Source organism: Micromonospora sp. WMMC241 (genome assembly GCF_027460165.1).
In the GTDB taxonomy this organism is placed as follows: domain Bacteria; phylum Actinomycetota; class Actinomycetes; order Mycobacteriales; family Micromonosporaceae; genus Micromonospora; species Micromonospora humi.
This window is the reverse complement of record NZ_JAPZBF010000001.1, coordinates 3,775,955-3,791,326: the sequence shown is the minus strand read 5'-3', so window position 1 is coordinate 3,791,326 and position 15,372 is coordinate 3,775,955. Positions and strand designations below refer to the sequence as shown.

At 76.8% G+C, this 15,372-nt stretch carries 2 protein-coding genes; both read left to right on the top strand.

All coding sequences use genetic code 11. The annotated features are described in order from the left end of the window. Positions 1-4,743 carry a type I polyketide synthase gene (locus O7598_RS17545; RefSeq protein WP_269692414.1) on the top strand — a complete coding sequence of 1,581 codons (4,743 nt, stop codon included), beginning with the start codon at positions 1-3 and terminating at the stop codon, positions 4,741-4,743. Between the two features lie 34 nt (positions 4,744-4,777). Next, on the top strand, positions 4,778-15,361 hold the full coding sequence (locus O7598_RS17540) for a type I polyketide synthase (RefSeq protein ID WP_269692413.1): 10,584 nt from the start codon (positions 4,778-4,780) through the stop codon (positions 15,359-15,361). The last annotated feature ends 11 nt before the right edge of the window (positions 15,362-15,372 follow it).

The following is a 15,372-nucleotide window of genomic DNA, read 5'->3' as shown; positions in this document are numbered from 1 at the left end:
ATGACAGACCAGAACAAGCTCCTGGAATATTTGAAGCGGGCCACTGTCGACCTTCGGGACACGCGGGAGGCGCTGCGCGCCGCCGAGGACCGGGCCCGGGAGCCGATCGCGATCGTGGCGATGGGCTGCCGGTATCCCGGCGAGGTGGCCAGCGCCGAGGACCTGTGGCACCTGGTGGCGGCCGACGGTGACGCGATCGGTGCGCTGCCGTCCGACCGCGGCTGGGACGTCGACGCCCTCACCGCCGCCGCCGGCGGGCCGCGCGAGGGTGGCTTCCTCAGCGGCGCCGGTGACTTCGACGCCCAGCTCTTCGGCGTCTCGCCGCGCGAGGCGCTGGTGATGGACCCGCAGCAGCGGCTCATGCTCCAGGTCGCCTGGGAGGCGCTGGAGCACGCCGGCATCGACCACACGCTGCTGCGCGGCACCCGCACCGGGGTCTTCGTCGGCGCCATGTACCACGACTACGGGGCGCTCGTCGGCAGCGCCGGTGACCACGCCGAGAGCTACCTGGCGACCGGCAACGCCGGCAGTGCCATCTCCGGCCGGGTCTCCTACACCTTCGGCTTCGAGGGGCCGGCCGTCACTGTCGACACCGCGTGCTCGTCCTCGCTCGTCGCGGTCCACCTCGCCGCGCAGTCGCTGCGCCAGGGGGAGTGCACGCTCGCGCTGGCCGGCGGCGTCACCGTGATGGCCACGCCGTCGGTGCTGACCGGCTTCACCGTCGACAGCGGTCTCGCCGCCGACGGGCGCTGCAAGTCGTTCGCCGCGTCGGCCGACGGCACCGCCTGGTCCGAGGGCGCGGGGCTGCTCGTGCTGGAACGGCTGAGCGACGCCCGGCGCAACGGGCACCCGGTGCTGGCCCTGGTCCGCGGCAGCGCGGTCAACCAGGACGGCGCGTCGAGCGGGTTGACCGCCCCCAACGGCCCGTCCCAGCAGCGGGTGATCGCGCAGGCGCTGGCCGGCGCCGACCTCGGCCCGGGCGACGTGGACGTGGTGGAGGCGCACGGCACCGGCACCACGCTCGGCGACCCGATCGAGGCGCAGGCGCTGCTGGCCACGTACGGGCGGAACCGGCCGGCGGACCGTCCGCTGTGGCTCGGGTCGGTCAAGTCGAACCTGGGACACACCCAGGCCGCCGCCGGCATCGCCGGGATCATCAAGATGGTCATGGCGCTGCGGCACGGGCTGCTGCCGCGCACCCTGCACGTGGACGAGCCGACACCGCACGTCGACTGGTCGGCCGGGGAGATGCGCCTGCTGACCGAACCGGTGCCCTGGTCGCGTTTCGGCAGCGCCCGGCGGGCCGGGATCTCCTCGTTCGGGGTCAGCGGCACCAACGCCCACGTCATCGTCGAGGAAGCCCCGGCCGCGTCGCCCGCCGCGACCCGCGAGCCGGCCGGCACGCCGGCCACGGTGCCGCTGCTGCTGTCGGCCGGCTCGGCCGCCGCGCTGCGCGAGCAGGCGGAACGCCTGCGGGCCCGGCTCGCGGCCGACCCCAACGTGCCGCTGCTCGACGTCGGCTACTCGCTCGCCACCGGCCGCACCCTGCTCGACGAGCGCGCGGTCGTGCTGGCCGGCGACCACTGCCGGGCGGCCGCGAGCCTGACCGCCGTCGCCCAGGGCACGGCCGACCCCGCGGTGATCAGCGGGACCGCCCGCCCCGGCCGGCTGGCCGTGCTCTTCACCGGCCAGGGCGCCCAGCGCCTCGGCATGGGCGCGGAGCTGCGCGCCGGGTTCCCGGTGTTCGCGGCGGCGTTCGACGAGATCTGCGACCGCTTCGACGCGGTGCTGGACCGCCCGTTGCGTACGGTGATCGACTCCGACGCCGACGCGCTGCAGCAGACCGTGCACACCCAGGCCGGCCTGTTCGCCCTCGAGGTGGCGCTGTACCGGCTGGTGGAGAGCTGGGGCGTCGTCCCGGACGCGCTGCTCGGCCACTCGATCGGCGAGCTGGCCGCCGCGCACGTGGCCGGGGTGCTGTCGCTCGACGACGCCTGCACCCTGGTGGCCGCCCGTGGACGGTTGATGCAGCAGTTGCCGCCCGGCGGCGCGATGCTCGCGGTCGACGCCACCGAGGACGAGGCCACCGCCGAGCTGGCCGACTTCGCCGGCCGCCTGGACGTGGCGGCGGTCAACGGGCCGGCCCAGGTGGTGGTGTCCGGCGACGAGGACGCGGTGTTCGAGCTGGCCGCCCGCTGGACTGCGCAGGGCCGGCGCAACAACCTGCTGCGCGTCTCGCACGCGTTCCACTCGGTCCGGATGGACCCGATGCTCGACGAGTTCCGGGCGGTGGCGGAGAGCCTGACGTACGCCGCGCCGCGGATCCCGATCGTCTCGAACGTGACAGGTGAGGTCGCCGAGCGGCTGGACGCCGAACACTGGGTCCGGCACGCCCGTCGCGCCGTCCGGTACGCCGACGGGGTGGCCTGCCTGGAGGCGTCCGGCGTGACGCGGTTCCTCGAACTCGGGCCGCACCCGGTGCTGACCGCGCTGACCCGGCACTCGCTCACCGAACGCGCCGACGCCCCGGCGGTGATCGCGCCGGCGCTGCGGCAGGGCCACTGCGAGACCGCGACCCTGCTCGCCGCACTCGCCGAGCTGCACGTGGTGGGCCAGCCCGTCGACTGGGCCGCGGTCTACCGGGTGTGGGGCGGCGCCAGCGTCGTCCTGCCCACCTATCCGTTCGCGCGGGACCGCTACTGGCCGGTCCTCGCCCCGCCGCGGGCGGAGGTGACCGGCGCCGGGGCGTTCTGGGCGGCGGTCGACGACGACGACGTCGCGCGGTTCACCGGCCTGCTCGGCGTCGCGCCGGACACCCGGGTGACCGAGTTGCTCCCGGCGCTGTCGGCCTGGCGCGGGCAGGCCGCCGAACAGGCGGCCACCGACTCGTGGCGCTACCGGATCGAGTGGCGGCCGGCGCACCCGACGCCGGCCCGGCTGACCGGCACCTGGTTGGTGGTGACGCCGGGCGACGACGACGAGATCGTCAGCGACGTGGCCGGCGCGCTGAAGGCCGGCGGCGCCGAGTCCCGGGTGGTCATCGTCAGCGGCGACCGGGTGACGGCGGCGGAGGGCCTGCGGCCGTACCGGTCGGCCGAGCTGGCCGGCGTCGCCTGCCTGCCGGCGACCGCGGGCGCGGCGTGGCTGCTCGGTGTCACCCAGGCCCTGCACGACCTGGACTGGAACGTGCCGCTGTGGTGCCTGACCCAGGACGCGGTCACCGGTGACGACCCGCACCTCGACCAGGTGTGGGGTCTCGGCCGGGTCGCCGCGCTGGAGTTCCCGCGGTGGTGGGGCGGCCTCGCCGACCTGCCGGCCGAACTCGACGTGCTCGCCGCCCGGCACCTGGTGAGCGTGCTCGCCGACGGCCGGGAGGACCAGGTCGCGGTCCGTGCGTCCGGGGTGACCGCGCGCCGGCTGGTCCGGGCGCCGGCCCGGCCGCGCACCGGGACCGGCTGGACGCCGACCGGCACGGTGCTGCTGACCGGCGGCACCGGCGCGCTCGGCGGACACGTGGCGCGCTGGCTCGCCGACCGGGGCACGCCGCACCTGCTGCTCGCCGGCCGTCGGGGCGCGGACACCCCCGGCGTGCCGGAACTGGTCCGCGACCTGGCCGACCGCGGCGCGCGGGTGACGGTCGCGGCCTGCGACGTCACCGACCGGGACGCGGTGGCCGCGCTGCTCGGCACCGTGCCGGCGGAGCACCCCCTGTCCGCGGTCGTGCACGCGGCCGGCAGCGGCACGGTGTGCCCGATCACCGAGCTCACCCCGGACGGCCTGGCCGACGCGATGCGCGCGAAGGTGGTCGGCGCGGAGGTGCTGGACGACGTGCTCGGCGACACGCCGCTCGACGCGTTCGTGGTGTTCGGCTCGATCGCCGGCGTCTGGGGCGCGGGCGGGCAGGGCGCGTACTCGGCGGCCAACGCCCACCTCGACGGCCTGGTCCGGCGGCGCCGGACCCGCGGGCTGCCGGGCACGTCGGTGGGCTGGGGGCCGTGGGCGGGCGCCGGCATGGCGGCCGGGGACGGGGCCGACGCGTACCTCCAGCGGCGCGGCCTGCCCCCGATGGACCCCGGTCTCGCGGTGGCGGCGCTGGCCGGTGCGGTCGGCGGCGGTGACGGGTGCGTGGTCGTGGCCGACGTCGACTGGGACCGGTTCGCCCCGGCGTTCACCGCGCTGCGGCCGCAACCGCTGCTGACCGGGCTGGCCGACGCCGCGTCCGGCGGGACGGCCGAACCGGACGGCCGGGACAGCGAGCGGGACCGGCTCGCCGCGCTGCCCGCTGCCGAGCGGCCGGCGGCCGTCCTGGAGCTGGTGCAGCGGCACGCCGCGGCAGTGCTCGGCTATGCCCAGCCGGCCACCCTGCGGGTCGACCGCGCGCTGCGCGACCTCGGCATGGACTCGGTGACCGCGGTCGAGTTGCGCGACCGGCTCGGCCGGGCGGTGGGCGAGCGGCTGGCCGCCACCGTCGCGTTCGACCACCCGAGCGTCCGCGCGCTCGCCGAGCACCTGGACACGCTGCTGTTCGGCGGTCGGGCCGAGGACGACGACGACACCCGTATCCGGCGGGCGCTGCAACTGATCCCGCTGTCGCGGCTGCGCGGCGCCGGCCTGCTCGACACGCTGCTGAGCCTGGCCGAGCCGGAACCGGGCGCCGACCCGCTCCCGCTGACCACCGACGAGATCGACGACCTGGACGGCGAGGACCTGCTGCGGCTGGCGCTCGGCGAACGGGCCTCCTGAACCACCCGACGCGACGACACCGCTGGAGTTCAAGATGGCTTCGACCGAAGACTACGTGGCCGCGCTGCGGTCGTCGTTGAAGGAGACCGAGCGGCTGCGCACGGCGAACCGGGCGCTGGCCGAGGCGGCCACCGAGCCGATCGCGATCGTCGGGATGGCCTGCCGGTTCCCCGGCGCCGACTCGCCGGAGGCGCTGTGGCGGCTGGTCGACGACGGCGGCGACGCGATCACCGGCTTCCCGGACGACCGGGGGTGGGAGGTGCGCCCGGACGGGCCGGCGTACGCGGCCCGGGGCGGCTTCCTCGCCGGCGGCGCCGACTTCGACGCCGAGTTCTTCGGAATCTCCCCGCGCGAGGCGCTGGCCATGGATCCCCAGCAGCGGCTGCTGCTGGAGACGTCGTGGGAGGCGATCGAGCGGGCCGGCATCGACGCCGACGGCCTGCGGGGCAGCCGCACCGGCGTGTTCGTGGGCGCGGCCACCTCCGGCTACAACTACCTGCTGGCCGACGAGCCGGCGGCGGAGGGGCACGCGCTCACCGGCAGCGCCACCAGCGTGCTCTCCGGCCGGGTCGCGTACACCCTCGGGCTGGAGGGCCCGGCGGTCACCGTCGACACCGCCTGCTCGTCGGCGCTCGTCGCCTGTCACCTCGCCGCGCAGGCGCTGCGTCGCGGGGACTGCGTCACCGCGCTCGCGGCCGGCGTCACCGTGCTCGTGTCGCCCGAGGTGTTCGGGGAGTTCGCCAAGCAGGACGGCCTGGCCTCGGACGGCCGGTGCAAGCCGTTCGCGGCGGCCGCCGACGGCACCGGCTGGGCCGAGGGCGTCGGCGTCCTGGTGCTGGAGCGGCTCTCCGAGGCGCAGCGGCTCGGCCGGCGGGTCCTGGCCGTGCTGCGCGGCAGCGCGGTCAACTCCGACGGGGCCAGCAACGGCCTCACCGCGCCCAGCGGCCCGGCCCAACGCCGGGTGATCCGGCAGGCGCTGGCCGGCGCGGACCTGACGCCCGCCGACGTCGACGCGGTCGAGGCGCACGGTACCGGCACCCGGCTCGGCGACCCGATCGAGGCCGAGGCGCTGCTGGCGACCTACGGCCACGGCCGGTCCGCGGCGGATCCGCTGTGGATCGGCTCGGTGAAGTCGAACATCGGGCACACCCAGGCCGCGGCCGGCGTCGCGGGCGTCATCAAGATGGTGCTGGCGATCCGGCACGGCCGGCTCCCGAGCACCCTGCACGTGGACGAGCCGACGCCGTACGTCGACTGGAGCGCCGGCGGCGTCGCGGTGCTGGCCGAGCCGGTGAGTTGGCCCCACCGGGACCGCCCGCGCCGGGCCGGCGTCTCGTCGTTCGGGGTGAGCGGCACCAACGCGCACGTGATCCTGGAGCAGGCGCCGGTGCCACCGTCCGGCGAGCCGGTCGAGGCGGTCGTCGGCCCGGTCCCGTGGGTGGTGTCCGGGCGTACCGCCGCGGGCCTGCGCGCCCAGGCCGAACGGCTGCGGGTCTTCCTCGACGAGGACACCGACCGGTCCGCGGTCGCCCGGGCGCTGGCCGGCACCCGCTCGGCAATGGAGCACCGGGCCGTCGTGCTGGCCGGTCCGCAGGGGTCGGCCGGGCTGGCCGCGGTCCGCGACGGGCACGCCGCGCCCGGGGTGGTCCGGGGCACGGTCAGCGCGGGCAAGCTCGCGTTCCTGTTCACCGGCCAGGGCGGCCAGCGGGTGGGGATGGGGAGGGAGCTGCACGCCACCTATCCGGTCTTCGCCGCGGCGTTCGACGACATCTGCGCCCGCTTCGATCCCCACCTGGACCGTCCGTTGCGCGACGTGGTGTGGCACGACGCGGAGCTGCTCGACCGGACCGCCTACACCCAGGCCGGGTTGTTCGCGGTCGAGGCCGCGCTGTTCCGGCTGGTCGAGTCGTGGGGTGTCGTGCCGGACGTGCTGCTCGGCCACTCGATCGGCGAGCTGACCGCGGCGTACGTGGCCGGGGTGCTCTCGCTCGACGACGCGGTCACGCTGGTCGCGGCCCGGGGCCGGCTGATGCAGGAGCTTCCCGCCGGCGGCGCCATGCTGTCGGTGCGTCTCGGCGAGGCGGAGGTCGCCGCGGCGCTGCCGGACGGCCTCGACATCGCCGCCGTGAACGGCCCGGAGTCGGTGGTCGTCTCCGGTGACTCCGAAGCGGCCGCCGCGTTCGCGGCGAGCTGCGCCCGGGACGGGATCAAGACCCAGCGGCTGCGCGTGTCGCACGCGTTCCACTCGGCCCGGATGACGCCGATGCTGGACGCGTTCCGGGTGGTGGCGGCCGGGCTGAGCTACGCCGCGCCGCGGATCCCGATCGTGTCCAACCTGACCGGCGCGGTGGTCGACGGGTACGACGCGGACACCTGGGTGCGGCACGTGCGGCGCACGGTCCGCTTCCACGACGGCGTGCAGGCGCTCGCCGAGCTGGGCGTCCGCCGCTACCTGGAACTCGGCCCGGACGGTGTGCTCACCGGCATGGCCCAGCTCGGCCTGGACGGCGCCGCCCAGGCCGAGGACCTGGCCCCGCCGGTGCGGGTGGCCGCCCTGCGCCGCGAGCGGCCCGAGCCGGAGACGCTGCTGGAGGCGGTCGGCGCGCTGTTCACCGTCGGCGTCGGAGTCGACTGGGCGGCCGTCGTCGGGCGGGACACCGGCCTGCCGGCCGAGCTGCCGACGTACGCGTTCCAGCGGGACCGCTACTGGCCGGCGCACCGTGCCCCGGCCGCCGACGACTGGCGCTACCGGGTGGCGTGGACGCCGGTCACCCCGACGCCGGGTCCCCGCCCGGCTCCCCGGCTGGCCCTGGTGCCCGAGGGCGTCGCGGCCGACCGTGTGGTGGCCGCGCTCGGCGACGACGTCACCGTCCTCACCCTGACCGCCGCCGACCTCGACCGGACGGCCCTGGCCGCGCGCCTGGCCGCGTCCGGCCGGGACTTCGGTACGGTCGTCTCGCTGGCCGGGCTCGTCGACGGGCCGATGCCGGACGGCGTGGTGGCGCGCGGCGCGGCGCTGACGCTCACCGTGCTCCAGGCGCTCGGCGACGCCGACGTCGGCGCGCCGCTGTGGACGATCACCCGGGCCGTGTCCGAGCACCCGTTCGCCGCCCAGGTGTGGGGGCTCGGCCTGGTGGCCGCGCTGGAGCACCCGGACCGGTGGGGTGGCCTGGTCGAGGTGCCCGCCGACGCCGACGATGCCACCCTGCGCCACCTGGCCGCCGTGCTGGACGACGGCACCGAGGACCAGGTGGCGATCCGGTCCACCGGGGTGACCGCGCGTCGCCTCGTCCGCGCCGCCCTGCCGGGAACCGGCGGCCGGGTCGGCGCCGGCGGCAGCGTGCTCGTCACCGGCGGCACCGGAGCGCTGGGCGCGCACGTCGCGCGCATACTGGCCGACCGGGGCATCGGGCACGTCGTGCTGACCGGCCGGCGCGGCGCCGACGCCCCCGGCGTGGCCGACCTGGTCGAGGAGCTGGCCGGACGCGGCACCACGGTCACGGTCACCGCCTGCGACGTCGGCGACCGGGCCGCCGTCGCCACGCTGCTCGCCGGCATCCCGGACCTGGTGGGCGTGGTGCACGCGGCCGGCTCGGGCGAGTTCGGCGCGCTGGCCGACACCGACCCGGACGCGTTCGCCGCGACGCTGCGGGCCAAGGTGGCCGGCGCCCGGCACCTGGACGAACTCACCACCGACCTCGACTTCTTCGCCGTGTTCAGCTCCGTGGCCGGGGTCTGGGGCAGCGGGCGGCAGGGCGCGTACGCGGCCGCAAACGCGTTCCTCGACGCCCTGGTCGAACAGCGTCGGGCCGCCGGCCGGCCGGGCCTGGCGCTCGCCTGGGGGCCGTGGGCCGGCGCGGGCATGGCCGGCGACGCGAGCACCCAGGAGTACCTGCGCCGGCGGGGCCTGCGGGCGATGGACCCGGCGCGGGCGGTGGCCGTCCTGGCCGCCGCGCTGGACGGCGACGACGGATGCCTGGCCGTCGCCGACGTCGACTGGCCCACGTTCGCCCCCGCGTTCACCGCGTCCCGCCCGCAGCCGCTGCTCGCGCTCCTGCCGGAGGCGGCCGGCCCGGCCGCCGACGCGCGCCCCGGCGGCGACCCGCCGGCGTTCGCGGTCACCCTGCGCGGGCTGCCCGCGGCCGACCGGGAGCGCGCGCTGCGCACCCTGGTCCGCGAACAGGTGGCGGTGGTCCTCGGGCACCGCGACGTGGCCGGCGTGGACGTGCGGATGCCGTTCAAGAAGCTCGGCTTCGACTCGCTGACCGCGGTCGAGCTGCGCAACCGGCTCAGCGCCGAGACCGGCCTGACGCTGCCGGCCACGCTCGTCTTCGACCACCCCACGCCGGTGGCGTTGGCCGGCCGGCTGCGGGAGCTGCTGGCCGGCGAGTCCGCCGCCACCCCGGACGACGAGCCGGCCACCCGCACCGAGCCGGACGAGCCGATCGCCATCGTCGGCATGGCCTGCCGCTACCCGGGCGACGCGGACAGCCCCGAGGCGCTGTGGCGGCTGGTCGACGGCGACGGCGACGGCCTCACCCCGTTCCCGACCGACCGGGGCTGGGACCCGGCGTCGCTCGACGACCCGGACGCCCGGGGCGGCTTCCTGCGCGACGTCACCGGGTTCGACGCCGACCTGTTCGCCGTCTCGCCGCGCGAGGCGCTCGCCATGGACCCCCAGCAGCGGATGCTGCTCGAGGTGGTCTGGGAGACCTTCGAACGGGCCGGCATCGACCCGCGCTCCACCGCCGGCACCCGCACCGGCGTGTTCATGGGCACCAGCGGCCAGGACTACCTCGGCCTGCTCGCCGTCGCCGGCGAGGAGACCGACGGGCACCAGGGCACCGGCAACGCGGCGGCGGTGCTGTCCGGCCGGGTGGCCTACACGTACGGGCTGGAGGGTCCCGCGCTGACCGTGGACACCGCCTGCTCGTCGTCGCTGGTGGCGCTGCACCTGGCCGTGCAGGCGCTGCGCAACGGCGAGTGCGCGACCGCGCTGGCCGGCGGGGTGACAGTGATGGCCACGCCTACCGCGTTCGTCGAGTTCCGCCGCCAGCTCGGCCTCGCCGCGGACGGGCGGTGCAAGCCGTACGCGGCGGCGGCCGACGGCACCGGGTGGGGCGAGGGCGCCGGTGTGCTGCTGCTCGAACGGCTCTCCGACGCGCGACGCAACGGGCACCGGGTGCTGGCTCTGGTCCGGGGCACGGCGGTCAACTCCGACGGCGCCAGCAACGGGCTGACCGCGCCGAACGGGCCGGCCCAGCAGCGCGTGATCCGGGCGGCGCTGGCCGCCGCCGGGTTGCGGCCGTCCGAGGTGGACGTGGTGGAGGGGCACGGCACCGGCACCCGCCTCGGCGACCCGATCGAGGCGCAGGCCCTGCTGGCCACCTACGGGCAGGACCGCGAGCAGCCGCTCTGGCTGGGCTCGGTGAAGTCGAACATCGGCCACACCCAGGCCGCCGCCGGCGTCGCCGGTGTGATCAAGATGGTGCAGGCGATGCGGCACGACCGGCTGCCCCGCACCCTGCACGTGGACCAGCCGACGCCGCAGGTCGACTGGGCGTCCGGGGCGGTGCGGCTGCTCACCGAGCCGGTGCCGTGGACCCGTGCCGGGCACGCCCGGCGGGCCGGCGTCTCGTCGTTCGGCATGAGCGGCACCAACGCGCACGTGATCCTGGAGGAGGCGCCCGAGGCGGCGACCGAGGCGGCCACCCCGACGCCCGCCGTGCCGTCCTGGCCGATCTCCGGGCGTACCGAAGGGGCGTTGCGCGCCCAGGCCGCCGCCCTGCGCGACCTCGACGCCGAGCCGGCCGCGGTCGCCCGGGCGCTGGTGGCCGGGCGCGCGGCGCTGGAGCACCGGGCCGTGGTCGTGGGCGCGGACGCCGCCGGCCTGGCCGCCGCCGCGACCGGCGCCACCGCCACCGGTCTGGTCACCGGGGTACGGTCGGCGGCCGCCGCCGAGGGCGGCGTCATCCTGGTCTTCCCCGGTCAGGGCGGCCAGTGGGCCGGCATGGCGGCCGACCTGCTCGACACCTGCCCGGTCTTCGCCGACCGGTTCGCCGAGTGCGAGGCGGCGCTGGCCGAGCACCTGGACTGGGCGGTCGGTGACGCGTTGCGGGCTCGCGACGAGTCCTGGATGGAACGCTCCGACCTGCTGCAACCGGCGCTGTGGGCGGTGATGGTGTCGCTGGCCGCGGTGTGGGAGTGGCTCGGCGTCGACGTGGCCGGTGTGGTCGGGCACTCGCAGGGTGAGCTGGCCGCCGCCGTGGCCGCCGGCGCGCTGAGCCTGCGCGACGGCGCGCGGATCTCGGTGGAGCGGGCCCGGATCCTGCTCCGGCTGGCCGGTCAGGGTGGCCTGCTGGCCGTCGGGGCCGGCGTCGAGCGGGCCGAGGCGCTGCGCGACGGCGTGGACGGCGCGGTGATCGGCGCGGTGAACGGCCCCCACCTGGTGGTGCTGTCGGCCGACTCGGCCGGCCTGGCCACCATCGAGGACCGGTGTGCCGAGCAGGGCCTCTGGTCGCGCCGGGTGGCGATCGACTACGCCTCGCACTCCCGCCAGGTGGAGTCCGTCCGCGACGACCTGCGGGCGGCGTTCGGCACGGTGCGCCCGACGGCCGGCCGGATCCCGTTCTACTCGACGGTCACCGGTGGCCTGCTCGACACCACCGCGCTCGACGCCGACTACTGGTACGACAACCTGCGCGACCCGGTGCGGTTCGACGAGGTCGTGCAGGGACTCGTCGCGGCCGGGCACACCACGTTCGTCGAGGTGAGCCCGCACCCGGTGCTGGCCGCCGCGCTGCAGGACCGGGTCGACGCCGCCGGTGGCCTGGTGACCGGGACGCTGCGCCGCGACCACGACGGCTGGACCCAGCTGCACCGTGCCGTGGCCGAGCTGTGGGTACGCGGCGCCGCCGTGGACTGGTCCGTGCTCACGCCGCCCGGCCCGGTCGCCGACCTGCCGACCTACCGGTTCCAGCACGAGCGGTTCTGGCCGCGGGTGCGGGCGAGCGCCGGCGACGTCTCCGCGGCCGGGCTCGCCACGGGCGACCACCCGCTGGTCGGCGCGGCGGTGACGCTCGCCGACGGCGACGGGCTCGTGCTCACCGCCCGGATCTCCGTCAACACCCACCCGTGGCTCGCCGACCACCGGGTGCTGGACCGGATCGTGTTCCCCGGCACCGCGTTCGTCGAGCTGGCCGGGCAGGCCGGACGGCTGGTCGGCGCCGGCGCGTTGCGGGAGCTGACCATCGCCGCGCCGTTGGTGCTGCCGCCGACCGGCGACGTGCTGCTGCAGGCGCGGGTCGGCGGCCCGGAGAGCGACGGCGTCCGCACGGTGCGCGTCGCCGCCCGGGCCGGGGACGACGCCCCCTGGGTGCGGCACGCCGACGGCCTGCTCGCCGACGACACCGCTCAGCCCGGATTCGACCTGCGGGAGTGGCCGCCCGCCGGGTCCGAGCCGGTCGGCGTGGACGACACCTACGACCTCGCCGCCCACGCGGGCCTGGACTACGGCCCCGACTTCCGGGGGCTGCGCGCGGCCTGGCGGCACGGCGACGACGTGCTGGCCGAGGTCGAGCTGCCCGAGACCGTGGACGCCGACTCCTATGCGGTGCACCCGGCGCTCTTCGACGCCGCCCTGCACGCGGCGGCGCTGGTCGGTGGCGGTGAGGGCGCGCGGTTGCCGTTCGCCTGGACCGGCGTGACCGTGTACGCGGCCGGCGCGCGGACGCTGCGGGTGAGGTTGCGCGCGGTCGGCGACGACGGCCTCGTCGTGCAGTTGGCCGACGCGACCGGCGCCCCGGTCGCCACCGTCGAGCGGCTGGTGTTCCGCCCGGTCGCCGGCGACAGCCTGACCCGCGCCCCACGCCTGGACGACGCGCTGTTCCGCGTCGAGTGGGACGAGAGCCCGGCGGAGGGCGGCACCGCCGGCCGGGCCTACCTGGTCGTCGGTGACCTGACCGTGCCCGACCTGCCGTTGCTGGCCGCGATCGAGCCCGGCGCGCCCGCCGATCTCGCCCGCCGCACGCTCGACGTCGTGCAGCGCTGGCTCGCCGGCGACGACGACTCCCGACTCGTGGTGCTCACCCGCGCCGCCACCCCGGCCGGCGGTCCGGTGGACGACCTGGCCGCCGCGTCCGTGCTGGGCCTGCTCCGCTCGGCCCAGAACGAGCACCCCGGCCGGATCGTCCTGGTGGACACCGACGGGCTGCCGGAGTCGTGGGCGGTGCTGGCCGGCCCGCTGCCGGTCGACGAGGAGCCGCAGCTCGCGGTACGCGCCGGGGTGGTGCTCGTGCCGCGCCTGAGCCGGGCCCTGCCCGCCGCGCTCGTGCCCCCGGCCGACGGACCGTGGCGGTTGGAGGCCGGCGCGGCCGGCACCCTCGACGGTCTGGAACTGCGCCCGGCCCCGGCGGCCGCGGCGCCGCTGGACGCCGGTCAGGTCCGGATCGCGGTGCGGGCCGCCGGTGTCAACTTCCGGGACGTCGCCATCTCGCTCGGCCTCACCGACCAGCAGGGCATGGGCACCGAGGCGGCCGGCGTGGTCACCGAGGTCGGCGCGGACGTCACCGACCTGGCTCCCGGCGACCGGGTCTTCGGCGCGATCGGCGGCGCGTTCGGGCCGGTCGTGGTGGCGGAGCGCGCGCTGGTGGCGCGGATCCCGGACGGCTGGAGCTTCGCCGAGGCGGCCTCGGTCACCACCGTCTACCTGACCGCCTGGTACGGCCTGCGCGACCGGGGTGGCCTGCGGGCGGGGGAGACGCTGCTGGTGCACGCCGCGGCCGGCGGGGTCGGGATGGCCGCGGTCGAGCTGGCCCGGCTCTGGGGTGTCGAGGTGTTCGCCACCGCGAGCCCGGCCAAGTGGGACACGGTCCGCGCGCTGGGCGTGGCCGACGACCACCTGGCCTCCTCGCGCACGCTCGACTTCGCCGACGCCTTCCGGGCCGCGACCGGCGGCCGCGGCGTGGACATGGTGCTCCACTCGCTGACCGGCGAGTTCACCGACGCCTCGCTGCGCCTGTTGAGCCCGGGCGGCCGGTTGATGGACATGGGCAAGACCGACAAGCGCGACCCGCTGGAGGTGGCCGACCACCATCCCGGCGTCCGGTACGACGCGTTCGACCTGTTCGAGGCCGGCGCCCCGCGCATCGGGGAGCTGCTGCGCGAGGTGCTGCGCCTGTTCGACCAGGGCCGGCTGCGGATGCTGCCGATCACCGCCTGGGACGTCCGGGACGCGCCGAACGCGTTCCGGCACATCAGCCGGGCCCGACACGTCGGCAAGAACGTCTTCACCGTGCCCGCTCCGCTGGACCCGGCCGGCACGGTGCTGGTGACCGGCGGCACCGGGCAGCTCGGCGGCCTGCTGGCCGAGCACCTGGTGACCGCGTACGGGGTGCGGAACCTGCTGCTCACCAGCCGCCTCGGCCCCGAGGCGCCCGGCGCCGCGGAGCTGACCGCGCGGCTGCGGGACTCCGGCGCCACGGTCGAGGTGGTCGCCTGCGACGTGGCCGACCGCGCCGCGCTCGCCGCGCTGCTCGACGGACGGCGGCTGACCGGTGTGGTGCACTGCGCCGGCGTGCTGGACGACGGGACGTTCGCCGCGATGACGGCGGACCGGATCGACACCGTGTTCCGGCCCAAGGCCGACGCCGCGTGGCACCTGCACGAGCTGACCGCCGGCCAGGACCTGGCGATGTTCGTGCTCTACTCGTCGGTCGCGGCCACGTTCGGCTCGCCCGGGCAGGCGAACTACGCGGCGGCCAACAGCTTCCTCGACGCGCTGGCCGCGTACCGCCGCGGGCTCGGCCTGCCGGCGGTGTCGCTCGGTTGGGGACTGTGGTCGGAGGCGAGCGGGATGACCGCCCACCTCGACGGCGCGAACCTGAGCCGGGCCACCCGGGCCGGCGCCGCGCTGGACTCCGCGACCGGCCTGGCGTTGTTCGACGCGGCGCTCACCCTGCCCGGCGCGCATCTGGTGCTGTCCGCGCTGGACCGTTCCGGCTTCGGTGACACGGTGCCGCCGCTGCTGCGCCGGCTGGTGCGCCCGGCCGTGCGCCGGGTCGCCCCGGTGGCGGCCGCCGGGGCGGTGCCGCTGGCCGAGCGGCTGGCCCCGCGCTCCGCGGCCGAGCAGGACGCGTTCCTGCTGGACCTGGTGGTCGCGCACGCCGCCGCGGTGCTGGGGCACCCGACCACGGACGCGGTCGGCGCGGAACGGGCGTTCAAGGACCTCGGCTTCGACTCGCTGACCGCGGTCGAGCTGCGCAACCGGCTCACCGCCGAGACCGGCGTACGGCTGCCGGCGACCCTGATCTTCGACCATCCGACCCCGCTGGCGCTGGCGACCCGGGTCCGGACCCTGCTGCTGCCGGACCGGAGCAGCCCGGAGGCGGTGCTGCGGCGCAGCCTGGACGACGTGGAGACGGCGCTGGGCGAGGTCGCCGAACTGGACTCCAACGAGCGTTCCCGGCTGCGGATGCGCCTGGAGGTGCTGCTGGACCGGGTTCGCGCCGTCGGCGACGAGGGTCCCGGGTCGGCGGCCGGGCGCGGCGACGACGACCTGGAGTCGGCCACCGCGGACGACATCTTCGCCCTCATCGACAGCGAACTCGGAACGTCCTGAGAGGACTCTCC